This is a genomic window from Candidatus Pelagibacter bacterium nBUS_30 (genome assembly GCF_051201245.1).
Lineage (GTDB): Bacteria > Pseudomonadota > Alphaproteobacteria > Pelagibacterales > Pelagibacteraceae > Pelagibacter.
The window spans coordinates 1,055,911-1,078,240 of record NZ_CP172842.1; the positions used below are offsets into that span (position 1 = coordinate 1,055,911).

The 22,330-nt window shown below is 26.8% G+C and carries 27 protein-coding genes; 19 read left to right on the forward strand and 8 right to left on the reverse strand.

Annotated elements, in window-relative coordinates; translation table 11 throughout:
- Positions 1-27: 27 nt before the first annotated feature.
- Together ACIJYE_RS05750 and ACIJYE_RS05755 are read right to left on the reverse strand one after the other, a co-directional pair.
- Positions 28-873 carry a 4-(cytidine 5'-diphospho)-2-C-methyl-D-erythritol kinase gene (locus ACIJYE_RS05750; RefSeq protein WP_435089902.1) on the reverse strand — a complete coding sequence of 282 codons (846 nt, stop codon included), beginning with the start codon at positions 871-873 and terminating at the stop codon, positions 28-30.
- Complete coding sequence (locus tag ACIJYE_RS05755) at positions 874-2,559, reverse strand: tetratricopeptide repeat protein (protein WP_435089903.1); 1,686 nt, start codon at positions 2,557-2,559, stop codon at positions 874-876.
- A gap of 11 nt (positions 2,560-2,570) precedes the next feature.
- On the opposite strand from ACIJYE_RS05755, the gene ACIJYE_RS05760 reads away from it, so the two are divergent.
- The 3 genes from ACIJYE_RS05760 (at position 2,571) to ACIJYE_RS05770 (ending at position 5,025) form a co-directional block, all read left to right on the forward strand.
- The gene (locus tag ACIJYE_RS05760) at positions 2,571-3,290 is read left to right on the forward strand and encodes a uracil-DNA glycosylase (protein WP_435089905.1); all 720 of its coding nucleotides are present in this window, start codon (positions 2,571-2,573) and stop codon (positions 3,288-3,290) included.
- Positions 3,290-3,862, forward strand: coding sequence for a ribonuclease HII (locus tag ACIJYE_RS05765; RefSeq protein ID WP_435089907.1), 573 nt, complete (start codon positions 3,290-3,292; stop codon positions 3,860-3,862). Before ACIJYE_RS05760 ends, ACIJYE_RS05765 begins: the two co-directional genes overlap by 1 nt.
- Positions 3,863-3,954: 92 nt before the next feature.
- Positions 3,955-5,025 carry a site-specific DNA-methyltransferase gene (locus tag ACIJYE_RS05770; protein WP_435089909.1) on the forward strand — a complete coding sequence of 357 codons (1,071 nt, stop codon included), beginning with the start codon at positions 3,955-3,957 and terminating at the stop codon, positions 5,023-5,025.
- Here ACIJYE_RS05770 and ACIJYE_RS05775 read toward each other — a convergent pair.
- The 3 genes from ACIJYE_RS05775 to ACIJYE_RS05785 are packed head-to-tail and all read right to left on the reverse strand — an operon-like array spanning position 5,022 to position 7,152.
- A complete protein-coding gene (locus ACIJYE_RS05775; RefSeq protein ID WP_435089911.1) occupies positions 5,022-6,173 on the reverse strand; it encodes an NAD(P)-binding protein in 1,152 nt (383 codons plus the stop codon). The genes ACIJYE_RS05770 and ACIJYE_RS05775 overlap by 4 nt on opposite strands.
- Positions 6,170-6,598 (reverse strand): hypothetical protein, encoded by a 429-nt coding sequence (locus ACIJYE_RS05780; RefSeq protein WP_435089912.1) that lies wholly within the window; start codon positions 6,596-6,598, stop codon positions 6,170-6,172. The genes ACIJYE_RS05775 and ACIJYE_RS05780 overlap by 4 nt, the downstream gene beginning before the upstream one ends.
- Positions 6,599-6,624: 26 nt before the next feature.
- Positions 6,625-7,152 (reverse strand): hypothetical protein, encoded by a 528-nt coding sequence (locus tag ACIJYE_RS05785; RefSeq protein ID WP_435089914.1) that lies wholly within the window; start codon positions 7,150-7,152, stop codon positions 6,625-6,627.
- Between ACIJYE_RS05785 and ACIJYE_RS05790 the strand changes: the two genes are divergently transcribed.
- The 16 genes from ACIJYE_RS05790 to rnhA are packed head-to-tail and all read left to right on the forward strand — an operon-like array spanning position 7,153 to position 19,822.
- On the forward strand, positions 7,153-7,641 hold the full coding sequence (locus ACIJYE_RS05790; RefSeq protein WP_435089916.1) for a DUF721 domain-containing protein: 489 nt from the start codon (positions 7,153-7,155) through the stop codon (positions 7,639-7,641). It begins immediately after the preceding gene.
- Positions 7,638-8,216: a thioredoxin domain-containing protein gene (locus tag ACIJYE_RS05795; protein ID WP_435089917.1), complete on the forward strand. Its 579-nt coding sequence runs from the start codon at positions 7,638-7,640 to the stop codon at positions 8,214-8,216. The genes ACIJYE_RS05790 and ACIJYE_RS05795 overlap by 4 nt, the downstream gene beginning before the upstream one ends.
- Positions 8,217-8,224: 8 nt before the next feature.
- Entirely contained in the window at positions 8,225-10,798 is a 2,574-nt protein-coding gene (locus ACIJYE_RS05800; protein ID WP_435089919.1) for a chromosome segregation SMC family protein, read from the forward strand.
- Positions 10,799-10,807: 9 nt separating this feature from the next.
- Positions 10,808-11,083 carry an AtpZ/AtpI family protein gene (locus tag ACIJYE_RS05805; protein ID WP_435089920.1) on the forward strand — a complete coding sequence of 92 codons (276 nt, stop codon included), beginning with the start codon at positions 10,808-10,810 and terminating at the stop codon, positions 11,081-11,083.
- A 10-nt stretch (positions 11,084-11,093) separates the two neighbouring features.
- Positions 11,094-11,828, forward strand: a complete 735-nt coding sequence (locus ACIJYE_RS05810; RefSeq protein WP_435089921.1) for a F0F1 ATP synthase subunit A — start codon at positions 11,094-11,096, stop codon at positions 11,826-11,828.
- 18 nt (positions 11,829-11,846) lie between these two features.
- A complete protein-coding gene (locus tag ACIJYE_RS05815; protein WP_006997791.1) occupies positions 11,847-12,074 on the forward strand; it encodes a F0F1 ATP synthase subunit C in 228 nt (75 codons plus the stop codon).
- A gap of 6 nt (positions 12,075-12,080) precedes the next feature.
- The gene (locus ACIJYE_RS05820; RefSeq protein ID WP_435089922.1) at positions 12,081-12,671 is read left to right on the forward strand and encodes a F0F1 ATP synthase subunit B family protein; all 591 of its coding nucleotides are present in this window, start codon (positions 12,081-12,083) and stop codon (positions 12,669-12,671) included.
- Positions 12,661-13,158 (forward strand): F0F1 ATP synthase subunit B family protein, encoded by a 498-nt coding sequence (locus ACIJYE_RS05825; protein WP_435089924.1) that lies wholly within the window; start codon positions 12,661-12,663, stop codon positions 13,156-13,158. The genes ACIJYE_RS05820 and ACIJYE_RS05825 overlap by 11 nt, the downstream gene beginning before the upstream one ends.
- 39 nt (positions 13,159-13,197) lie before the next feature.
- Entirely contained in the window at positions 13,198-14,658 is a 1,461-nt protein-coding gene (gene crtI, locus ACIJYE_RS05830; RefSeq protein WP_435089925.1) for a phytoene desaturase family protein, read from the forward strand.
- Positions 14,658-15,077: a phytoene/squalene synthase family protein gene (locus tag ACIJYE_RS05835; protein ID WP_435089927.1), complete on the forward strand. Its 420-nt coding sequence runs from the start codon at positions 14,658-14,660 to the stop codon at positions 15,075-15,077. The genes crtI and ACIJYE_RS05835 overlap by 1 nt, the downstream gene beginning before the upstream one ends.
- Before the next feature lie 26 nt (positions 15,078-15,103).
- On the forward strand, positions 15,104-15,508 hold the full coding sequence (locus ACIJYE_RS05840; RefSeq protein ID WP_435089929.1) for a hypothetical protein: 405 nt from the start codon (positions 15,104-15,106) through the stop codon (positions 15,506-15,508).
- Positions 15,495-16,565, forward strand: coding sequence for a lycopene cyclase family protein (locus ACIJYE_RS05845; protein WP_435089931.1), 1,071 nt, complete (start codon positions 15,495-15,497; stop codon positions 16,563-16,565). The genes ACIJYE_RS05840 and ACIJYE_RS05845 overlap by 14 nt, the downstream gene beginning before the upstream one ends.
- Complete coding sequence (locus tag ACIJYE_RS05850) at positions 16,562-17,497, forward strand: Brp/Blh family beta-carotene 15,15'-dioxygenase (protein WP_435089932.1); 936 nt, start codon at positions 16,562-16,564, stop codon at positions 17,495-17,497. The genes ACIJYE_RS05845 and ACIJYE_RS05850 overlap by 4 nt, the downstream gene beginning before the upstream one ends.
- Positions 17,487-18,431, forward strand: coding sequence for a 4-hydroxy-3-methylbut-2-enyl diphosphate reductase (gene ispH / locus ACIJYE_RS05855; protein WP_435089933.1), 945 nt, complete (start codon positions 17,487-17,489; stop codon positions 18,429-18,431). Before ACIJYE_RS05850 ends, ispH begins: the two co-directional genes overlap by 11 nt.
- Entirely contained in the window at positions 18,432-19,397 is a 966-nt protein-coding gene (locus ACIJYE_RS05860) for a homoserine kinase (protein ID WP_435089935.1), read from the forward strand.
- Positions 19,397-19,822: a ribonuclease HI gene (gene rnhA / locus ACIJYE_RS05865; RefSeq protein WP_435089936.1), complete on the forward strand. Its 426-nt coding sequence runs from the start codon at positions 19,397-19,399 to the stop codon at positions 19,820-19,822. The genes ACIJYE_RS05860 and rnhA overlap by 1 nt, the downstream gene beginning before the upstream one ends.
- On the opposite strand, the gene ACIJYE_RS05870 is transcribed toward rnhA, so the two are convergent.
- The 3 genes from ACIJYE_RS05870 to ACIJYE_RS05880 are packed head-to-tail and all read right to left on the reverse strand — an operon-like array spanning position 19,814 to position 22,275.
- A complete protein-coding gene (locus ACIJYE_RS05870; protein WP_435089937.1) occupies positions 19,814-20,299 on the reverse strand; it encodes a peroxiredoxin in 486 nt (161 codons plus the stop codon). The two genes, rnhA and ACIJYE_RS05870, sit on opposite strands and share 9 nt — an antisense overlap.
- Positions 20,299-21,669 (reverse strand): threonine synthase, encoded by a 1,371-nt coding sequence (gene thrC, locus ACIJYE_RS05875; protein WP_435089938.1) that lies wholly within the window; start codon positions 21,667-21,669, stop codon positions 20,299-20,301. The genes ACIJYE_RS05870 and thrC overlap by 1 nt, the downstream gene beginning before the upstream one ends.
- Complete coding sequence (locus ACIJYE_RS05880; RefSeq protein WP_435089940.1) at positions 21,670-22,275, reverse strand: SURF1 family protein; 606 nt, start codon at positions 22,273-22,275, stop codon at positions 21,670-21,672. It abuts the gene before it with no gap.
- Positions 22,276-22,330: the final 55 nt, after the last annotated feature.

The window sequence follows — 22,330 nt, forward strand, 5'->3', positions numbered from 1 at the left end:
TTTTCGTATAGCATAAAAAAATAAAAATTATATAGTTTTTGATGTATTACACCAATAATCTTTAAATTTTCTTTTAAATTGAACTTTTGCTAATTCACAATCTTGTTTTGACTGATAATAACCAATTATTACAGATCCAGAACCTGTCATTCTTACAAATAGTGGGTTTTTTAAAGCTCCTAAAAAAGACTTAATTTTTTTAAGTTTTGGATATTTTGATATTGCTATTTTTTCTAAAGAATTATTCTGACTAATCAAAAAATCTGATCTAAACATGTTTTTTTTAGGATTGTTAAATTTTGATTTTGTAAACCTTTTAACTTTTGAATAAATTTTTTTTGTAGAACATCCAAAACTTGGTTTTACCAATAAAGTATAGAGTCTAGGACATTTAAAAAACTTTTTAAGTGTATTATTTGATCTTAATACAGTGCTTGTCGGGTTAATTCCTAAAATAACATCAGAGCCTATTAAACTAGTAATTTTAAAAGTTTTTTTTTGATTTAACTTTATAAATTTTTTTCTTATTAAAAAATTTAAGATACTTGCTGCATTCATAGATCCTCCGCCCAATCCTGCTTTCTGTGGTATATTCTTTGTGATTTCAACTTGAAATTTTTTATTATTTAATAATTTCTGTTCATCAAGAATGTTAAATAGTTTTTGAACTGTATTATTCTTTTTTATATTTTTGGAAAATTTTCCATTAAATCTAATTACATGTTTTAAATTTTTGGTTGACTTCAAAGTAATTAAATCATGCAATTCAATAAATGCAATAATGCTCTCTATTTTATGAAGCTTTGTCAGTTTGCCAGTAACATTTAATGCTAAATTTATTTTAGCATGTGATTTAATTTTACTTACACTCATTTATGAATTCTTAAGGCCTTCAATTATTTTAATATCTATTTTTTTTCTTAAATTTGGGTCGGTATTATCCAAATTTAAAACATTTTTCCAAAAATATCTGGCCTGGATTTTTCTATTAAGTTTCCATAAAATATCACCATAATGATCATTAACCGTAGCATCTTCTGGCATTAATTCTACGGCTCTTTTTATATATTTTTCTGCCTCAACATAGTTTTTTATCAAATAATATGCCCAGCCTATTGAGTCTATAATATAGGGATCATTATTTCTTAAAGCGTATGCCCTTTCCAGCATTTCAATAGCTTTATCTATTTGATAATCTCGCTCTAACCAAGAATAGGCTAAATAATTTAAAACATACGCATCTTCAGGCTTTATTCTTAAAGATTGTAATAAATCTTTATCAGCTTTTTTAAAATCTTTTAATCGCTCATAACTTCCTCCTCTTCTATATAATAAATCTGATTTTATGTCTGAATCTTCACTCAATGATAAAATAATTTTTGTATAATATTCGATAGCTTTTTCATATTTTTTTGAATTTTTGTAAAAGTTTGCAATGTCAAAAATCATTTTTACATTTGGATTTTCAATCTTGCTAAATTTTGAACTTATATAGTTTATTCCATTTTCATAGCCCTGCTCTTTAATGATTATTTGTGCTTCTTTTTTAACTCTAAACCAATAATAAAATTCATAATCTTTACCAAATTTTTTTAAAATTTTTTTTGCTTTTTTGTATTCCTGATTTAGATAAAAATTTTCAGCTACAAGTGATAAATTTAATATAAACTTTGGATTTAGATAATTTGATAGATTTAAATAAAAATTAGACTTTTCAAAATTATCTTGGGACGAATAAAGATTTGAAATTAAAAATAGAAATTCACTCACTATATCATTGTGATTGTTACATGAAAAAATTTTATTAAATTCATTGAGCTTATTACTATCTACCCAACTTTTACTTTGGGTTAGCAAAAGAGTAGAATTAATATATTCAAGTTGATTGGCTACTGCTCTCGCTTCATCTTTTTTATTATTTTCGACTAAATAATTAATATAAAAAAATATATATCTTGAATAATCACCATCTGGATTGTTTACTAAATTTAAAAAAGAAGAGCTGGTGCTATCTTTTTTTAAATAACATCTTTGAAAGGCCTGGTTTATGATTGATATATTTCCAAATTTTTTTTTATTATTAAAAATTTTCTTATTTTTAAACGTATAAAGATATTGTCTCAAAGTTTCAAAAATAACTAAATTAAATCTACTTTGACTTTGAAATTTTAAACTTTGATCTAAGTATTTTTCAGCTTGAATAAAATTATTTTTTTTTAGACTATCAACTATCAAGAGTATATATGCATCAAAGAAATCTGAATTAGTATTATTACTGTTATCTGTTATTACATTTATAGCCCGAGCAACCTTATTATCTAAGACCAGAGAATAAACATATCTTTTTAAATACGAGTCATGTTTATCAAGCAAAACTTTAGAGGAATTAAAAAATTTTAATGCATCTGAATTATCTCTATTTTCATAAGCAATAATTCCTGAAAAATAATTTGATAAATCTCTAGAGTTAAACTCGTAAAAACTAGCACTTTTAGAATATCCTGGTGTCTGATAGAATATCCAAATAAATACAAACAATTTTATTAATTTGTTTAACATTTAATCATTCTATGACTAAAAAAATGATAAATCAAAAAGGCAAATTGAACGAGGAACTAATAAATACAATAGAACCAAACTTTGTATTTAAAGATAAGCCGATAAATAGATTTAATACTCTTGAAATCAATGATGTCAATAATTCAGCTAATAAAACTGAACTACTTAACGAATTAAAAAAACATATAAATTCAATCGAAAATTGTAATTTGAAAAATAATTCTCAAAATTTACTTCTTGGAGATGGTAATATAAATAGCCCAATCATGCTGATTGGGGAAGCACCTGGAATTGAGGAAGATAAATCTGGCACGCCATTTAAAGGTGAGGTTGGCGAACTGTTAAACAAAATGCTTTTGGCGATACAAATTAAAAGAAAGAATATTTATTGCAGTTATGCAATAAATTTTAGACCACCTGAGGATAGAAAGCCTACATCACAAGAAATAAAGAGATATTCATTTTTTTTAAAAGAACATATTTCAATTATTAATCCAAAGATTGTTATTGTAATGGGTAGTTCTGCGATGGAGGCAGTGACAGGAATTAATACTAAAATATCTTCTGAAAGAGGAAAATGGAAAGAAGTGATATTAAAAAATGAAACTTATCCAATAATGATTACATTTAACCCTTCATATTTAATTAGATTTCCAGAAAATAAAAAATATTCTTGGGAAGATTTAAAAAGAATTAAACAAAAAATTCAAGATTTAGAAATAAAGATTTAATGAAAGTAACTGCGGGGGTCGACGAAGTTGGAAGAGGAAGTTTAATAGGTCCTGTGTACGCTGCTGCAGTAATTCTAAATAGATCGATCAATATAAGATTATTAAAAGACTCAAAGTTGGTTGCCAAAGATAAAAGAGAATTGTTATCTAATTATATCAAAAAAAATTCAATTTGGGCTGTTGGTAAAGCTTCCGTTAAAGAGATAGACAAAATAAATATATTACAGGCAAGTTTGTTAGCAATGAAAAGAGCAATAAAAAAACTCAAAAAAAAGCCATCTCATATTTTAATTGATGGCAATAAAGTTCCTGATTTAAAAAATTATAATTTGAAAGCAGTAATTAAAGGTGATCAAAAAATTCCTTCAATCTCTGCTGCTTCTATAATTGCTAAAGTTTCAAGGGATAAGTTTATAACTATGCTTGCTAGAGATAATAAAGGATATGGTTGGGATCAAAATTTCGGCTATGGAACTAAACAGCATTTAAAGGCAATTAAAAAACTTGGCATTAATAAGCATCATAGAAAAACTTTTTCCCCAATATCCAAGTTTAAGGCACACAATATATAGTTGTCATCAATTCACTTAACGCAAATCGAGTCTAAATAATTCAATCCTAGGTTGACCGTAGAATCCATTTGGAGTCTAATTAATTTCTACAAATGAAAAGTGAATTTAAAAATAAAATTATTAATGGGGACAGTCTCGAAGAATTAAAAAAAATTCCACGTGAAACTTTTGATTTAATTTTTGCAGATCCTCCATACAACTTACAGTTAAAAAGTGAATTAACTAGACCAGATAGATCTAAGGTTAGTGCCGTTAACGATAAATGGGATCAGTTTGAAAATTTTAAAAAGTATGACGACTTTACTTATCAATGGTTGTCGGAATGTAAGAGAATTTTAAAGAAAGATGGAGCTATCTGGGTTATTGGAAGTTATCACAATATATTTAGAGTTGGAACAGCAATACAAAATTTAGGTTTTTGGATTTTAAATGATGTTATTTGGAACAAGAATAATCCAATGCCAAATTTTAGAGGAACGCGTTTTACTAATGCACATGAAACTTTAATTTGGGCTTCAAAAAGTGAGAAGTCAAAATACACTTTCAATTATCAATCATTAAAATGTTTAAACGATGATCTTCAAATGAGATCTAATTGGAATTTACCAATTTGCAGTGGAGCTGAGAGACTAAAGAAAAATGGAAAAAAAGTACACTCAACACAAAAACCAGAATCTCTTCTACATAGAGTGTTATTGGCATCATCTAATAAAGATGACATGATCTTAGATCCATTTCTAGGATCTGGAACCACAGCAACTGTTGCAAAAAAATTAGGTAGAAATTATTTTGGTATAGAAAAAGAAAAGGTTTATTTCAAAGCAGCAGAACAAAGATTAAAAAATACAAAGCCTATTGAGGATGATTTATTAGACACTCTTAAAAATAATAGATCAAAACCAAGAATACCTTTTGGCTCTTTAGTTGAACTTGGAATAATAAAACCAGGTACTAGTATTTTTGATAATAAGCAAAAAATATCTGCAAGAATTATGGCTGACGGCAGCATTAAACATGAGCAAACAGAAGGATCTATCCATAAAGTTGCAGCTACCATTTTAGGTGCTGAAAGCTGTAATGGCTGGACTTACTGGCATTGCGATATTAATGGAAGAATACATCCAATTGACTATCTGAGACAAAGATTAATTTCAAAAAATTAATTATTATATATTTTTCCTAAATAATTTTCTAAAAATTTCTTATTTTTTGTTAATAATTTTAAGCTGATGTTTCGAAAAAAAATTATCACTGGGTTAGATGCATGGAAAGCAAATTGATTTAATTTTGATCTGTTGTTAATCATTTTTACTTTTTCAACTCTGTTTTCATAAAAATTACTTTTATCATTTATAATATTTTCAAATAATTCTGATGCACCCTCGATTGATTGTGATGCTCCTTGGGCAAATGAAGGTGGAAAGGCAAAAAATGCGTCTCCTAATAAATAGATATTTTTACCAGGTTTGAGATAACCTTTACTAACAAAAACTGGGAAGCATTTAATATTATTAATATTTTCTAGAACAGTTATTGAAAATTCATTTTGTAGTTTGTCTTTAATGCCCTGAATGAAAGTTTCTTCTTTAAAAAGGGTGTAATTGTCGAGCTCTTTTGGTTTTAATTGATATTTTAAAACTCCAATAAAATTATAATTTTCATTTTCTTTATTTACTGGATAAATCACATAATGAAAATTACGCCCCATGAATAAAGAAATATTATTTTCATTTAAATTATGAAGTTTGTTTCTTGAAATATTCCCTCTAATTGCAATAGAATTATTATAAGAAGACTTTATTTCATTATTGGAAATTAATGATTTTCCTTTTGAAAAAACGCCATCAGAAATAATTAAATGATCACAAATTGCTTTGTTATTTTCATTAAAAGTTAAATGTATTTGATCTTCTTTTTTTTCAATTTTTTCAATATTGTGGTCATACTTAATTACATTATCGTTTAATCTATCTTTTAAAAATTGAACTAATTTAGATCTTTTTAGCGTTGTATACTTACAGTCCTCAGAATTAAAATCTGAAATATTTAGATCACATATTTTTTTTTCTTGTTTGATTGTATAAAAATCAATTCTTTCAGGATTAAATATGTCTTTACTTTCTAAAGTATTAAATCCAATTCTATTAAGAAGTTTGATACTGTTAATTGATAGCTGTATTCCATATCCTTCATCTAAATTAATTGATGTATTTTTTTCATAAATATCTACCTGATAATCTTGATTTTCTCTAAACAAGTTTGCAATAAATAAACCTGAAATGCCCGCTCCTATTATTGCAATTTTTTTCATTTATTATTTTCTAAATATCTAACAATTTTTTTTGTAAAAGAAGGTAAAGTATAGTTTCTTAATTTTTTAGGATCAATCCAATAAGACAAAGGTATAGATTTAATCACACTATTATATTCAATTTTAATGTTCATATTCATATTAGATATTTTAAAATTTATATTTTGAGTAAAATTTTTAGGCTTAATTAATTCATGCATTGGAAAAATATTAAAATTCTTCAAAAAATTAAACTTAATATTTTTAACTAATAAATATTTATTATTCTTTTTATAAACTTTAAGTAAAAAGTATTTATCTTTATTCTTTTTTTTAATTTTGGTTAATACAAAATCCTTTTTTATAAAAGATTTACAATTTCTTGATATTGGACATGTATTACAAAGTGGATTACTTGGTTTACAAATTAATGCTCCTAATTCCATCAAAGCTTGGGCGTAATCACTAGATCTTATAGACGTTCCAAAAATTTTTTTTTTTCAATTAAATTTTCTTTTTGAATTTGTTTTTCTTTTTTTAAATTAAGATATCTTTTTAAAACTCTTTCAACATTTCCATCTAAGGGAATTAAAGGTTTATTGAAAGCAATAGCTGAAATTGCACTTGCAGTATAATCTCCAATACCAGGTAAAGATTTTAATTCTAAAAACTTACTGGGTAATTTTTTATTAAAATCATTAATAATAACTTTAGCAGCTTTTTTTAAATTTTTTACTCTAGAATAGTAACCAAGACCTTCCCAAAGCTTAATAAGTTTTTGATTATTATAATTAGCCAAAGTTTCTAAATCGGGAATATTTTTGATAAACCGATTAAAATAAGGAGTCACTGTTTTAACTTGAGTTTGTTGAAGCATAAATTCACTAACTAAAGTGTAATATTGCTTTTTTTTTAAAGAAGTCTTTTTTCTCCAGGGCAATGATCTTTTGTGAATATCATACCAATTAAGAATTTTATTTGTTATTATTAAATCTTTCATATGCGGACTAAAAATAATATTAATCAGAGAAGTAATACCGTTCAAGGTTTAAGATCTTTTAAAGACACTTTGCCTAAAAATGTAAAAAAAATTATTAATAAAAAAGGTCATATTTATTCTGAAACACTCTCCAATTGGAAGTATATAGTTGGAATAGAATTATTTAAATTTTGTTATCCAAAAACTTTTAAGAACTCTAATAAGTTTGGTGTTAGCACCTTAGTGATTATGGTAAAAAGAGGTCATGAGGTTGACATGGAATACTCAAAAAAAGAAATTTTAGATAAAATGAATAGTTTTTTTGGCTATACAGTCGTTGAAAAATTGAAGTTTATTAGCTTTGATGATCAGCAAAAAATTATCTCAGATGATATTGGTAATCGAGAAAATGTCGCAAATAAAAAATATCAAAATAAAATAAATGATGTTAAAAATGAAAAAATTAAAAAGTCATTAATTGAACTAACCAAGGTATTTAAAGAAAAATGAAAAAATTTTTATTAATTATAACAATATTTTTATGTACCATTTCTAAAATAAACGCTGAGAGCATCAAAAGAATTACAGTTGGCAATGTTGATGCAAAAATTACTATTATTGCATTTGAGTCATTAACTTGTAGCCACTGTGCAAATTTTCATAAAGATGTTTATCCTCAACTTAAAAAAGAATATCTTGATACTGGTTTAGCTAAAATTGAATTTAGACATTTTCCATTAGATATTGCAGCCTTCAATGCATCAAAAGTTTCACAATGTAAAAATGATGGTGACTCAAGTATTTTAAATAGCCTATTTGCAAATCAACAAAAATGGGTAAAAGGTAATTCAGTCGAAGCCGCTAATAAGAATCTTCAAAAATTTTTGGTAAATGAGGGCTTTAATGTAAACTTTGAGAAATGCATTGAAAATAAGGAAATTGAAGATTTTGTATTAAATGATCGAATCGATGGTGTTAAAAAATACAAAGTAAATGCTACTCCTACGATAATAATTAACGATGAAAAGTTCGAAAAATCTCTTAATTATAAAAATTTAAAAAAAGCTCTTGAAAAACTGATATAAGTTAGTGCATGGAGTTTAAAAAAATCCAATTAAATGGATTTAAATCTTTTGCTGATAAAACAAATTTCTTAATTGAAGAAGGTCTTACTGGAATTGTCGGTCCTAACGGATGTGGTAAATCAAATATTGTTGAGTCTTTAAGATGGGTCATGGGCGAAACATCTGCAAAAAGTATGCGTGGGTCAGGCATGGAGGATGTAATATTTTCTGGGACGTCTAATAAAGCATCAAAGAATATTGCTGAAGTTTCAATTGAAGTTGAAAATAAAAATAATGAAGGACCAGTTCAATACAGAGAATATGAAGAAATCAGTGTTAGAAGAAAAATTGAAAAAGACAAAGGTTCTAAATTTTATATTAATGATAAAGAAGTTAGAGCTAGAGATGCTCAAATGTTCTTTGCTGATTTATCAACTGGTGCTCACTCTCCCTCAATGATTAGCCAAGGACGTATAGGTGCCTTAGTAACTGCTAAGCCAACAGATCGAAGAGCTATCTTGGAAGAAGCAGCGGGAATATCAGGATTACATGTTAGAAGGCACGAAGCTGAACTTAGATTGGGAGCTGCAGAAAACAATCTTAAAAGAGCTGATGAACTTAGAAGACAGCAAGAAAAACAATTAGCCAATCTACAAAAACAAGCTGAAGAGGCAACAAAATACAAATCAATTACTGATGAAATTAAAAAAATAGAAGCAGGACTTTATTACCTAAAATTAATTGAGATAGATAAAGAAATTCGAATAGAAAATGAAATTAATAGTGAAGCTGGAGGTGAAGTTGAGGGCTTTAATACTAAAATAGCTGAATTAGACGGTTTAATTAAAATAGCAATGGATAAAGTTTCTCCACTTAGAGAAAAAAATATTGAAAATTTATCTAGAATTCAAAGATTAAACTTAGAACTTCAAAGTTTAGATGAAGAAAACACAAGAACACAAGATGAAATTGAAGCTATTAAAAAATCTCTTCAAACTCTTGATGAGGATATCACAAGGGAGAGAGGTATTATAATAGATGCAAATTCTAATGAAAAAAGACTTAAAGAAGAAAAGTCTGATTTAATAGAGATAGATTCTAAATATTTTGAAACTGAAAAACTATCTAATGAAGCACTGGAAGAGGCTAAAAACAAACTTAAAGAAGAGCAAAAAGCTGTTGATGAAGTTGTCAACAATATTGCTGAAGGAACAATAAATATAAGCATTGGACCAATTAAGAATGTTAAAAACTCTATTGAAAGAGTTAAACAATTAATTGATAGCAATGAAATAAATCAAGCTGTTACGTTATTAGATAGATGTAATATGGAGCTTGATAATTTTTTAAATGACTTGAAAAATGAAAAATCAAGAGAAGAGTTATTAAGTGTTAATGAAAAATCACAGAACATTAGACAGCTTCAAGAGAAATATGCTGACGCATATAGTAAAAATCAATCAATCAAAAATGAGTCAATTAAACGTAATGAGAGAATTAAAACTATCGAAACTGAGATTGAAAGTTGGATAAATTTATTATCCAATTCAGAAAAAATGGTTTCAGAATTAACAGAAAGAAAAAATAAACTAACAACACAATTAAAAGAATTAGACAATCAACCAAGTTTGCAGGCAGAGAGAAAAGGTCAAATTTCTGAAAACTTAAGAATTTCCGATAAAGAGAAAATTGATAATGATGCTGTTATTGAAGAGACTGATCAAAAAATTGAAGCTTTAAGAACTCAGCTAAATGAAATTCAAGAACAATCAATTCAAATTAGAGAACGAAAAGCAAGCTCCGGAGCAACTATTGAAGGATTACAAAAAAGAAAAACTGATTTACTAGATAGAGTCAATTCTGAACTTAATTTAACGGAGGAAAATATTTTAGAAAATTCAAACTTAAATGGTATTGAGGAGCTACCAAATGCTGTTGATCAAGAAGACTCTTTGGATAAAAAAAAACAAGAAAGAGAAAAATTAGGATCAGTAAATTTAAAAGCTGACGAAGAAACGAGTAAGTATGAGGAAGAAATAAAAAAGATGGAACAAGATCGATCTGATCTTGTTACCGCAATTATTAAATTAAAAGACAGTATTAGTGAACTTAATCAAAAAGGTAGAGAAAGATTAATTGAGGCATTTGAAAAAGTTAATAGAAAATTTAATGAAGTGTATACTAAGCTTTTTAATGGTGGAAATGCTAAGCTTGAATTAGTAGACTCTGATGATCCACTAGAAGCAGGTTTAGAAATGCTAGTAAGTCCCCCGGGAAAAAGACTTCAATCAATAACTTTATTATCTGGTGGTGAGCAAGCTTTAACTGCTCTCTCTTTAATTTTTGCAGTTTTTTTAACTAACCCTTCTCCAATCTGTGTATTAGATGAAGTAGACGCACCACTTGATGATGCTAACGTCACAAGATTTTGTAGCCTTCTTGAGGAACTAATAAAAATTACAAACACAAAATTTGTTATTGTAACTCACCACGCTTTAACAATGTCTAAAATGAACAGACTTTATGGTGTTACAATGCCAGAAAAAGGTATCAGCCAACTAGTAGCTGTTGATTTACAAAAAGCAGAGAGTATGGTTGCCTAAGCTATACAAATGCCGAAAGATCAATTTAAAACTCGCCTAGAGATTGCAAAAAGTAAGATATCAAAGAAAAATTTGTATAATAAAAAGGATAATCCCTCTTCTATTGGAACTGCCTTCAAATTAAGTACTGAATTGGTCTCTGCTGTTTTGGTAGGGACAATTATTGGGTTTCTTTTTGACAAGACCTTTGGTACTAAACCCTGGTTTATATTAATATTTTTTTTTGTGGGTGTGGTTGCTGGAATAACTAACGTAATTAGATCTGCAAAAAATATGCAAAAATAGATAGAGTTTTATGGCAGGAAATCCAATGACCCAATTCAATGTACATAGAATTGGTCCAGAAATTAAAGTAGGTGCTTTTGATATCTCATTTACTAACGCTAGTTTGTTTATGATTATAAGTTCAGTAGCGATTTTATTAATATTTAACCTTGGTTCTAAAAAAAATTCATTACTACCCAATAAAATTCAACTTTTAGCAGAGCTAAGTTATACTTTTGTATCCAAAATGATCAGTGATACTGCTGGATCAAAAGCAAAGCCATATTTTGCATTTATATTTTCTCTTTTTATGTTTGTTCTTTTTTGTAACATGTTTGGAATGGTGCCTTACACGTTTACAGTAACAAGCCACATAATTGTTACATTTGTACTTGCTTCATTTATTTTTATTGGAGTTACAGTAATTGGTTTTATTAAGCATGGATTTGGTTATTTAAAATTATTTGTTCCTAGTGGAGTTCCAGCTGTATTGCTTCCACTAATAGTAGTTATAGAAATTATTTCTTATTTAAGTAGACCAATTAGTTTGTCAGTTAGATTATTTGCTAACATGATGGCAGGTCATACTATGATGAAAGTTTTCGGAGGCTTTGTAATAAGTCTTGGAATTGTTGGTGGATGGCTTCCACTGAGTTTTTCGGTTGCGTTAACAGGTTTGGAGATCTTAGTTGCTTTTCTTCAAGCATATGTTTTTGCAATCTTAACCTGCATCTATTTAAACGATGCATTAAATTTACACCATTAACAAATATAGGAGGATATAATGGAATTAGAAGCAGCAAAAATGATCGGAGCAGGTTTGGCAGCAATAGCTTTAGCTGGAGCCGGTGTTGGTATTGGAATAATTTTTGGAAACTATTTGTCAGGAGCGATGAGAAATCCCTCTGCAGCACAAAAACAGTTTCCTAACTTGCTTTTAGGTTTTGCACTTGCGGAAGCAACAGGATTATTTGGATTGGTAGTTGCGTTAATCATTCTTTTTGCGTTTTAAGTAATAATGATTAAAAAAATATATTTTCAGTCAATATTTTTTAGCTTTCTATTTTCAATGAAAGCTTTTGCAGCTGAAAGCGGAGGTATGCCTCAATTAAATCCTGAATTTTGGGTTTCTCAGATTTTTTGGTTAACACTTACGTTTGGAATTTTGTATATAGTTCTATCTAAACTAATACTTCCAAAAATTAGTGACAACTTAGAGTCTCGAAAATCTCAAATATTAGAAAATATTGAGGCTGCAGAAAATCAAAGAGAAGATAGTGAAACAAAATTAAAAGAATATGAAGAAATTATCTTTAAAAGCAAACTTGAGGCTAAAAACATTTTTAGTCAAGCAAGAGAAAAGGCATTAAAGGATATTAATGCTAAAAAAGATGTTCTCGATAAGCAGATTGATGATGAAATCAAAGAGGCTGAACAAGAAATAAAATCGCTTCGAGATGGCGCTCCTGATAAGATCAACAAGATAGCAATTGAGACTTCATCAGAATTAATACAAAAACTCATTGGTGCTGAAGTAAATAATAGTAGCATATCAGCAATTGTTGATGATTTATCAAAAAGAAATGGAGATAAATATTATGACAATTGATGCAACATTTTGGGTGGCAGTCTCATTTATTATTTTTTTTGGAGCCTTAATTTATCTAAAAATTCCTCAAAAGATTACGTTTATGTTAGATAAAATGATTTCTGATATTAAAAATGAAATTGATGAAAGTGAAAAATTAAGAACAGAAGCTAAAGTACTTCTTGATAAAGCTCAAAATAAATTAGACACAGCGCAATCGGTAAGTAATCAAGTTTTAGAAGAAGCCAAAAAGGACACCGATAAGCTTATAATCGAATTAAATGATAAATTTCATAAATCTTCAGAAATTAAAAAAAATTTAGCTGAAAATAAAATAAGTCAGATGAAGGAAGCTGCTATCAAAGAAATTAAAGATGTTTCAATTAAAATTGCAGTGGACTCTGTTAAAAAAATTATCACTACATCTGTTGATAAATCGAAACTTGATACAGTATTTCAAAAAAATTTAGACGAAACTAAAGAAGAGTTGAAAAAAATTAACTCATAATAACCTTACAATTTTTAAAAAAAACTATAAATTATTCAAATGAATTCTATAGTTATTGGATCAGGGTTTGGTGGCATTGCTGCTGCTCTTCGCCTTAAAAAAAAAGGTCATAAAGTTACACTTGTAGAAAAACACCCTGATCTTGGTGGTAGAGCTAGAGTGTTTAGAAAAAATGGTTTTACTTTTGATGGTGGGCCCACAGTGATTACTGCACCATATCTAATTAATGAATTATTTCAATTATTTCAAAAAGATCCTGAAGATTATATCAAACTTTCGCCACTTAAAATTTGGTATCAATTTATTTTTGAAGATAAATCAAAATTTAACTATTCAGGAAATGAAATAGAAATGAAAAATCAAATTAAAAAATTAAATAATGAAGACGTTAAAGGTTATGAAAAATTAGTTAATTTTACTAAAAAAATCTTTGATAAAGGCTTTACTGAACTTGCTGATGTTCCTTTTGATAAGCCATTTGTAATGATGCAACAACTACCTTCCCTTTTAAAACTTAAAAGCTATAAATCTGTTTATTCTTTAGTTTCATCATATGTTAAAAATGAAAAGTTAAGAAGAATGTTAAGTATGCATCCTCTTTTAGTTGGAGGAAACCCTTTTACTACAACTTCTATATACGGGCTAATTTTGTACTTAGAAAAAAAATGGGGCATACATTATTCAATGGGTGGAACTGGAAATATAATTAATGGTTTTGAAAAATTAATGAAAGAAACTGGTATAGAGATTTTGAAAAATAGTGAAGTTACTAAAATAATTTCGAATAATAATAAAATTTCTGCTATTCAAATAAATAATCAAAAAATAATAGATGCTGATAATGTTATATGTAATGCTGACCCGCCAGCTGTTTATGAAAAATTATTAAAAGAAAGGACAAACAGATCAATTCTATTTAATTGGAAAAAAAAAAGAATGGAATATTCCATGGGATTATTTGTCTATTATTTCGGAACCAAAAAAAAATATGAAAATGTTGAACATCACACTATAAAGTTTGGTAATAAATACAAAGAACATCTTGATGATATATTCGATGAAAAAAAATTAAATAGCGATATCAGTTATTATCTTCACAGACCAACTGCTACAGATAGTTCAATGGCTCCTAAAGATAATGACTGTTTTTATGTTTTGGTACCCGTCCCTAATAACCAATCAGGAATAAATTGGGGTATTGAAGGTGAAAAAATGAAAAATTTAGTGATTAATAAAATGGAAAGAGATTTAATGCCTGATCTCAAAGAAAATATTGTAGAAGATTTCTACCTAACTCCAGACTACTTTGAAAATGATTTAAATACTAAATTTGGCTCAGGTTTTTCAATTCAGCCAAAATTTACCCAATCAGCCTATTTTAGATTTCATAATAAATCAGAAATATATGATGGTCTTTACTTTGTTGGAGCAGGAACGCATCCAGGAGCAGGAGTACCAGGTGTCTTATCTTCTGCAAAAGTACTAGATAAAATATTATAATGTCTAATCAAAGCTATTTATCTATTTATGCTAAATCCTTTAATTGGGCAGGTTTTTTTTTACCAAAAAAAATTTATTTAAAATGCTCAGCTTTATATGATTTTTGTAGAGTGGCAGATAATATCGCAGATAGCAATGAGTCAATTGATGAAAAAAAAAAAAAATTTATACACTTTCATAACAATTTTGATAACAAACAATTTGAAGACCCTATTATAAAAAATATGTGGGGACTAATAAATGAATTTGATATTTCCTTAAATATAATTCAGGATTTACTAGATGGTATCAATTCTGATATTAGAGACAATATAAGATTAGAGAGAAAAAAAGACTTATTAATTTATTCATATAAAGTGGCTGGAACAGTTGGGCTTATGATGGCAAAAATACTAAGAGTAAAAAAAAAAATTCATTAAAATCAGCAATTGACTTAGGTATAGCTATGCAACTAACAAATATATCAAGAGATGTTATTGAAGATTTGAATAATGGCAGGTCTTATATAAATTTAAATTTTGAGGATATTAAATCTACTATAGAGCTTGCAGAAAAATATTATGAAGACTCGTTCTATTCTATTAAGGAAATACCACTAAGATTACGTTTTGCTATTTTAGTTGCAAGGAGAGTTTATAGAAAAATTGGTCACAAAATTCTCAATAAACAAAATATTGAAAATTATACAAAATCAGGAAAAATTTACGTATCTAATCTTGAAAAAATAATTGAAACATTTTATTCATTGTTTGATCTGATTAAATTATTTTTAATCACCAAAAATGATGATGATATTCAACATGATCATTTTTTAATTAATGAAGAAATTAATTTAGATGAAAGAATTTGATTACATAATAATTGGTGGAGGATGCTCTGGTCTATCTCTAGCCTATGAATTAGAAATTCATAATAAGTTAAAGAATAAATCTTTAGCAATTATTGAACCTAGAGTTGAGTATAAAAGAGATAAAACTTGGTCTTTTTGGAAAATATTTCCACATAATTTTGATGATTGTGTAAAAAAAAGTTGGGATAATTTTACAATAAATTTGCCTAATGAAACTAAATATGTTGAATGTAAAACAACTCCCTATCAAACAATAGATAGTGAACTATTTTATAATAAAATAATTTCTAGACTAAGGTTGAATAAGAATATTACCTTTTTAAAAAACATTAATGATATTAATAAAGTAAATTCAGTTGTTTTTAATAGTGTCCCAAATTTTAATGATAATAAGAATAATCTATGGCAACATTTTTGTGGCGTTGAAGTAGAAACTGATAATGATTTTTTTGATGATAAAATTTTCAATTTAATGGATTTTGCTTGTGACCAAAGAAATGAAGTTCATTTTTTTTACACACTTCCATTTACAAAAAAAAAAGCCCTTGTAGAGACCACCTGGATTTCCACTCTAAACAATGAGACTCTTAAGGATTATGACAACCAAATTGACAATTATTTAAGCAATCATTTAAATATAAGAAATTGCAAGATAAACTTTAGGGAAGTGGGTGCAATTCCTTTATTTAGACAAGATCAAAAGAGGGAAAGAAATCAAATTAATATCGGTTCTGCAGGAAATATGACTAGGTTAAGTACTGGCTATACGTTTTTAAATATTCAAGAGCAGAGCAAGTATATAAGAGAAAATATCAACAAAATAGAGAAAACAAAAATATTTCGAATTGGTAAAAAATATGATTTTTTAGATAAAATTTTTTTAAATGTACTCAAAAATAATTCACCAGAAATGGGAAATATATTTTACAAAATGTTTAATTGTACACCAAGTACAGTTATAAATTTTTTATCAAATAAAAGTAATTTATTAGAGGATTTATCAATTGTATCAAAAATGCCTAAGTGGATGTTTTTAAAACAGATATTTAAAATATGAACTATAAAATTAAAAAAATTAATTTAAATCATTCTTTTATTTTTTTTATAATTTGTAATATTTTTTCTTTTACATTAATCAAGTTCAATGATTTGATTATTTCTCCAATAGTATGTCTATTGCTAATTTTGGTTATTGGTGTCTCTCATGGATCGTTGGATCATTTAAAAGGTAAAAAACTATTCAAAATTCTAAATATAAAACAATTTTCAATTTTTTATTTACTTTATATTTTAATGGCTATTTTAATTATTATTCTTTGGATGGCGATACCATCTATTTCATTAATGATTTTTTTAACTGTTGCGTCTTATCATTTTGGAAAAGAAGATACTCAATTTTTAATAAATGAATTTTCTTATTTAAATCAATTACTATATTTCTTGAAAGGATTGTTGGTAATTTTAGCCCCATTGTATTTTCACTTTAATGAGACATTGTTCATATTCAAATTTTTATTAATTGAAAATGAATTATTTTATTCATCTTTAGAGTTTATAGAAACTAATAAACTAATCTTAGTTGGAATAATTTTAAGTACTTTCTCTAGTATGGTTTTATATTTAAATAAATTTGAAATAAAAAAATTTACTATTTTTTTGGATTACTTTTCAATATTGATACTTAATTACTATTTATCGCCATTAACAGCTTTTACTATTTATTTTTGTTTTTTGCATTCAATCAGACACAGCATTTCTCTAGTTTATGAGATAGATAAAATCAGCTTTAAAAATGGTATAAATATATTTGTTAAAAAAGCCTTACCATTAACAATTTTAACAGCAATTATAAGTTTAATAGGTCTGTATTTATTAAATGGTATATATGATCTTGATAATTCAATTTTAAAAATAATATTTATAGGTTTGGCGTCTTTAACCTTTCCACATATATTGCTTGAATATTTTCTAGAAAAAAATGAAAAATAAAGAAATAAAAATTTTACTATCTGCTCCACGTGGATTTTGTGCTGGTGTTGAAAGAGCTATCGAAATTGTTGAAAAATCAATCCAAAAATATGGGGCACCTATTTATGTTCGTCATGAAATTGTTCATAATAAATATGTTGTTGACGACTTAAAGAGTAAAGGTGCTATATTTGTGGAAGAACTTGAGGAAATAAAAGATAAATCTAGACCAGTAATTTTTTCTGCTCACGGAGTGCCAAAAAAAATACCAGAAGATGCAAAAAATTATAATATGACGTATGTTGATGCTACTTGTCCTTTAGTTTCAAAGGTTCACAGAGAGGCTGAAAATCTTAATAAGGCTGGTTACCATATAATTTTGATTGGACATCAAAATCATCCTGAGGTTATAGGCACTATGGGGCAATTACCAAAAGACACTATTGACCTTATTCAAAATGAAGAGGAGGCAAAAAATTACAATAATAAAAAATATAAGAAAATAGCTTTTGTTACTCAAACGACTCTTTCTATAGATGATACAAAAGAAATAATTAAAATCTTAAAAAGTAAAATTCAGGATATAAAAGAGCCTCTTAAAGAAGATATTTGTTATGCAACAACTAATAGACAAATGGCTGTCAAAAACATTGCAAAAAAATGTGATATGTTTTTTATAATTGGTAGTAGAAATTCATCAAATTCCGTGAGACTTGTTGAGGTTGCTAAAAAATCTGGTTGTTCAAATGCACGATTAATTCATTCTAAAAGTGAGATACCATATGAACAAATTGAAAACTCAAATATAATTGGAATCTCTTCTGGTGCATCAGCTCCTGAAATATTAGTTAATAACTTTATAAGTGATTTAAAAAATAGATTTACTATTAATATAGATGAAGTAGAAATAATTAAAGAAAATGTAGTATTTAAAATTCCAAAAAAACTAAATTAAATGGCTGTTTATACAAAGATTAGTAACAGAGAAATTATTTTAATAAATTCTAAATTTGATATTGATAAAATTGAAAGTTTTAAGGGTATTAAAAAAGGAATTGAAAATACAAATTATTTATTAAGATCAAAAAGAAAAAAGTTAATCTTAACGATTTTTGAGAAAAGAGTTTCAAACAGAGAAATACCATTTTTTATGAAACTTATGGAGTCTCTAAATAATTCAGGAGTTAATTGCCCAAAACCTTTAAAAGATCTAAATGGAAATTATATAATAAAACTCAAAGGAAAATCAGCTTGTATCGTTTCGTTTATTGAGGGTAACGATAAAATTAAGCTTAATTCTAAAAACTGTTTAGATATTGGAAAAATAATTGCGCGTATGCACAATGTTTCAAAAAATATCAAATTATACAGAAAAAACTCTATGGGTGTTAAAAATTTAACTCCTCTTTTAAAAAGTATAAAATTTAAATCTAAAAAATTCTCAAACCTAGAAAAATTTTTAAAAATTAATTTAAATGAGTTAAAAAAAAATTGGCCAAAACAATTGCCTCACGGAATAATCCATGGAGATTTATTTATAGATAATATTTTTTTTAAGAAAAATAGATTATCTGGAATTATTGACTTTTACTTTGCTGCAAACGATTATTTTATGTATGAAATTGCAATTTGTATTAACGCTTTATGCTTTGATGTTACAAAATCAAAATTTATTATAAACAAACAAAAAATTAAAAATTTAATTAAAGGATATGAGAGTATAAAAAAAATTTCTTTAAGAGAAAAAAAATCATTAAATATTTTATGCAAAGGTGCAGCAATGAGATATTTGCTAACTAGGCTATATGATTATTCAAATACTCCTAAAACAGCGTTAATTCAAATTAAAGATCCAAATGAATACTATCAAAAACTTATCGCACATAATAATTTAGGTTCTTACAAAGATTATTTTATCTAATGATTGAAATTTATACAGATGGTTCCTGCTTAACAAATCCTGGAAATGGTGGTTGGGCAGCAATCATAAATATAAATGGTGAAATTACAAAAATTAGTGGTAATGAAAAAAATACCACAAATAATAGAATGGAATTACTGGCGCCAATAAATGCCTTAAAAAATATGAATGCTGACTCACAAATTAAAATTTATACTGACTCTCAATACGTAAAGCTTGGCATAACTGAATGGATTAACAAGTGGGTAATTAATAATTGGCAAACATCAAAAAAAGAAGATGTAAAAAACAAAGATTTATGGATTAAATTGTATGATCTTAATAAATCTTTAAGTGTTGAATGGCACTGGGTAAAAGCACATGTTGGCAACCCAATGAATGAAGAAGTTGATATATTGGCTAAAAAAGCAGCAAATTTAAACTAATTTTATAAAATTTTCAGCAGCAGAAATTTCACAGGAACCAGCATCTTCCTCCTCTTGTAATTTAATAACCTTTAAATTATCAACTAGCATTGTATATCTATTAGACCTAATACCAAGTCCTCTTGCACTTTTATCTACATCCGCACCAATTGCCTTAGTAAAGTTTAAAAAAGGATCTCCAACCATTAAAATTTTTTCACCCACATTATGCTCTTTACCCCATGCATTCATTACAAATGGATCATTAACTGAAATACAAATAATATATTCAATACCTTTTTCTTTGTATTGTTCAAACATTTTTACATAGCCAGGCAAATGTTTTGCGGAACATACTGAAGTATAAGCACCTGGTAAACCAAATATAATTACTTTTTTATTTTTTAGAAATTCTTGAGCTCTTATTTTATTAGGGTTTCCATTTTCCATAATAAAAATTTCTGAATTTGGTATTTGATCATTTTCTTTTATATTCATTAAATTCTTTCTTTTATATATTTTTTTATTTTATTAACGTTGTTGTCGATGATGTCAAATTTTTCTTTTTCATTCAAAACAAACATTAGTTCTTCAGGAAGATCTGCTTTAACATTTATAGCTTTTTTGATTGCATCTGGAAATTTACAAGGATGTGCTGTTGCTAAAACTATATTATTTCCATCTAAATTAATTTTGTTAAATGCTCCATAACCTATTGCACTATGTGGATCTAAGACAACGTTATATTTTTCATAAACTGTATTTATAGTTTTTATAATCTCTTCTTCGCTCATTCTTGATGATAAAAAATCATTATTTATTACATTTAATTTTTCCTGATTAATTATATATTTTCCATCTTCTTTAATATTTTTCATTACTTCTGCTGTCCGTATATCGTTACCATTATTTAAATCATAAAGCAGTCTTTCAAAATTACTTGCTATTTGTATATCCATACTCGGGGATATTGTTTCATAAACTTTTTCAACCTCATAAGTACCCTTTGAAATTGCTCTGTGTAGAATGTCATTCTGATTAGTTGCTACAATCAATTTATTTATTGGAAGACCCATTTTTTTTGCAAGATATCCTGCATAAACATCACCAAAATTTCCTGTTGGGACTGAAAAATTCAATGGCTTCTTGTTATCTTCAGTTAAAAAATAACTATAAAAATAATATACACTTTGCGCTATAATTCTTGCCCAATTAATTGAATTAACACCCGACATTTTAATGTCATTAGAAAAATCTTTATCAGAAAACATTGTTTTTACTAAATTTTGACAATCATCAAAATTTCCATTTACAGCAATGTTGAATACATTCTTATCTTTTCCCGTGGTCATCAATTTTCTCTGGACTGAAGAAACCCTATTATGTGGATGAAGCACAAAAATATTTACATTTTTTTTTCCTTTAATGGCATCGATAGCTGCCGCACCAGTATCTCCTGAAGTTGCTACAACAATATTAAGTTTTTCATTTTCAATATTTAAGTAATATTCATAAAAATTTCCCAAAAGCTGCATTGCTACATCTTTAAAAGCTAACGTTGGACCATGAAATAATTCAAGTACAGAACAGTCTCCAACTTTAACAAGATCAACAACATTTTTTTTTCTAAAAACTGAATAAGATTTATTAATAATTTTTCCTAAATCATTCTCGGTCATAAAATTACCAATGAATGGATAAATAATTTTTTTTGCTAATTCACTATATTCAAGGTTTTTTAATTGATTGATATCAATTTTATGTAAAGATCGAGGGATAAATAGACCCCCATCATCCGCGAGTCCTTTTACAAAAACATCTTTAAATTCGAAGATTTTTTTATTATTTCTTGTGCTTATATATTCCATCTAATAATTTTTTTTTCTGAAATATAGATATATTAAAAGAATTGAAATCGCCATTGAAAACCAGGTAATTGCATATTTTTTATGATTGTTTGAAATTTTAGCAGTAATCACTTTGGGTTTGGGTTGGCTATAATCTCCATTTAAATAAATAATATATTTCGAAAATTCTTTTCCTGTGTATTTAAAAATATCTTTTCGATCTAGTGTGAACCAATAATTTTTTTCAATATCATTTTTAGGCTTAAAAAAATTTGCCTTAGATTGAGTTTTCAGAGTTCCAATTATATCCTTTTCATTGATTGAATTAATTTCTGATTGATCTTTTTTATCAAAAGGTATCCATCCTCTATTAATTAAATAATTATCGTTATTAATTAAAATAGGATTAATTACTTCAAACCCAGGTTTGCCACTTTCGTTTAAATTATATAGATAGATTTGTTTTTCAAAATCAATTTTCCCTGACGTTTTTATCCTTAAATAATTTTTTTTATCGATATTTGATAATTCAATTGGGCTATTTTTTAACGACTCTTCGATTTGACTAATTAAATCTAATTTCCAGTTTAATCTATATAACTGCCAAGATCCTAAAGAAAAAAGCACTAGGATTACTATATAAACGAAAACTGAAAATAAGAACTTATTCTTCAAGGATTAA

Excerpts from the sequence above, each read along its gene's own strand:
- ACIJYE_RS05750 (WP_435089902.1), bottom strand. The coding sequence starts at position 873 with ATGAGTGTAAGTAAAATTAAATCACATGCTAAAATAAATTTAGCATTA.
- ACIJYE_RS05755 (WP_435089903.1), bottom strand. The coding sequence starts at position 2,559 with ATGTTAAACAAATTAATAAAATTGTTTGTATTTATTTGGATATTCTAT.
- ACIJYE_RS05760 (WP_435089905.1), top strand. The coding sequence starts at position 2,571 with ATGACTAAAAAAATGATAAATCAAAAAGGCAAATTGAACGAGGAACTA.
- ACIJYE_RS05765 (WP_435089907.1), top strand. The coding sequence starts at position 3,290 with ATGAAAGTAACTGCGGGGGTCGACGAAGTTGGAAGAGGAAGTTTAATA.
- ACIJYE_RS05770 (WP_435089909.1), top strand. The coding sequence starts at position 3,955 with ATGAAAAGTGAATTTAAAAATAAAATTATTAATGGGGACAGTCTCGAA.
- ACIJYE_RS05775 (WP_435089911.1), bottom strand. The coding sequence starts at position 6,173 with ATGAAAAAAATTGCAATAATAGGAGCGGGCATTTCAGGTTTATTTATT.
- ACIJYE_RS05780 (WP_435089912.1), bottom strand. The coding sequence starts at position 6,598 with ATGGAATTAGGAGCATTAATTTGTAAACCAAGTAATCCACTTTGTAAT.
- ACIJYE_RS05785 (WP_435089914.1), bottom strand. The coding sequence starts at position 7,152 with ATGAAAGATTTAATAATAACAAATAAAATTCTTAATTGGTATGATATT.
- ACIJYE_RS05790 (WP_435089916.1), top strand. The coding sequence starts at position 7,153 with ATGCGGACTAAAAATAATATTAATCAGAGAAGTAATACCGTTCAAGGT.
- ACIJYE_RS05795 (WP_435089917.1), top strand. The coding sequence starts at position 7,638 with ATGAAAAAATTTTTATTAATTATAACAATATTTTTATGTACCATTTCT.
- ACIJYE_RS05800 (WP_435089919.1), top strand. The coding sequence starts at position 8,225 with ATGGAGTTTAAAAAAATCCAATTAAATGGATTTAAATCTTTTGCTGAT.
- ACIJYE_RS05805 (WP_435089920.1), top strand. The coding sequence starts at position 10,808 with ATGCCGAAAGATCAATTTAAAACTCGCCTAGAGATTGCAAAAAGTAAG.
- ACIJYE_RS05810 (WP_435089921.1), top strand. The coding sequence starts at position 11,094 with ATGGCAGGAAATCCAATGACCCAATTCAATGTACATAGAATTGGTCCA.
- ACIJYE_RS05815 (WP_006997791.1), top strand. The coding sequence starts at position 11,847 with ATGGAATTAGAAGCAGCAAAAATGATCGGAGCAGGTTTGGCAGCAATA.
- ACIJYE_RS05820 (WP_435089922.1), top strand. The coding sequence starts at position 12,081 with ATGATTAAAAAAATATATTTTCAGTCAATATTTTTTAGCTTTCTATTT.
- ACIJYE_RS05825 (WP_435089924.1), top strand. The coding sequence starts at position 12,661 with ATGACAATTGATGCAACATTTTGGGTGGCAGTCTCATTTATTATTTTT.
- crtI (WP_435089925.1), top strand. The coding sequence starts at position 13,198 with ATGAATTCTATAGTTATTGGATCAGGGTTTGGTGGCATTGCTGCTGCT.
- ACIJYE_RS05835 (WP_435089927.1), top strand. The coding sequence starts at position 14,658 with ATGTCTAATCAAAGCTATTTATCTATTTATGCTAAATCCTTTAATTGG.
- ACIJYE_RS05840 (WP_435089929.1), top strand. The coding sequence starts at position 15,104 with ATGCAACTAACAAATATATCAAGAGATGTTATTGAAGATTTGAATAAT.
- ACIJYE_RS05845 (WP_435089931.1), top strand. The coding sequence starts at position 15,495 with ATGAAAGAATTTGATTACATAATAATTGGTGGAGGATGCTCTGGTCTA.
- ACIJYE_RS05850 (WP_435089932.1), top strand. The coding sequence starts at position 16,562 with ATGAACTATAAAATTAAAAAAATTAATTTAAATCATTCTTTTATTTTT.
- ispH (WP_435089933.1), top strand. The coding sequence starts at position 17,487 with ATGAAAAATAAAGAAATAAAAATTTTACTATCTGCTCCACGTGGATTT.
- ACIJYE_RS05860 (WP_435089935.1), top strand. The coding sequence starts at position 18,432 with ATGGCTGTTTATACAAAGATTAGTAACAGAGAAATTATTTTAATAAAT.
- rnhA (WP_435089936.1), top strand. The coding sequence starts at position 19,397 with ATGATTGAAATTTATACAGATGGTTCCTGCTTAACAAATCCTGGAAAT.
- ACIJYE_RS05870 (WP_435089937.1), bottom strand. The coding sequence starts at position 20,299 with ATGAATATAAAAGAAAATGATCAAATACCAAATTCAGAAATTTTTATT.
- thrC (WP_435089938.1), bottom strand. The coding sequence starts at position 21,669 with ATGGAATATATAAGCACAAGAAATAATAAAAAAATCTTCGAATTTAAA.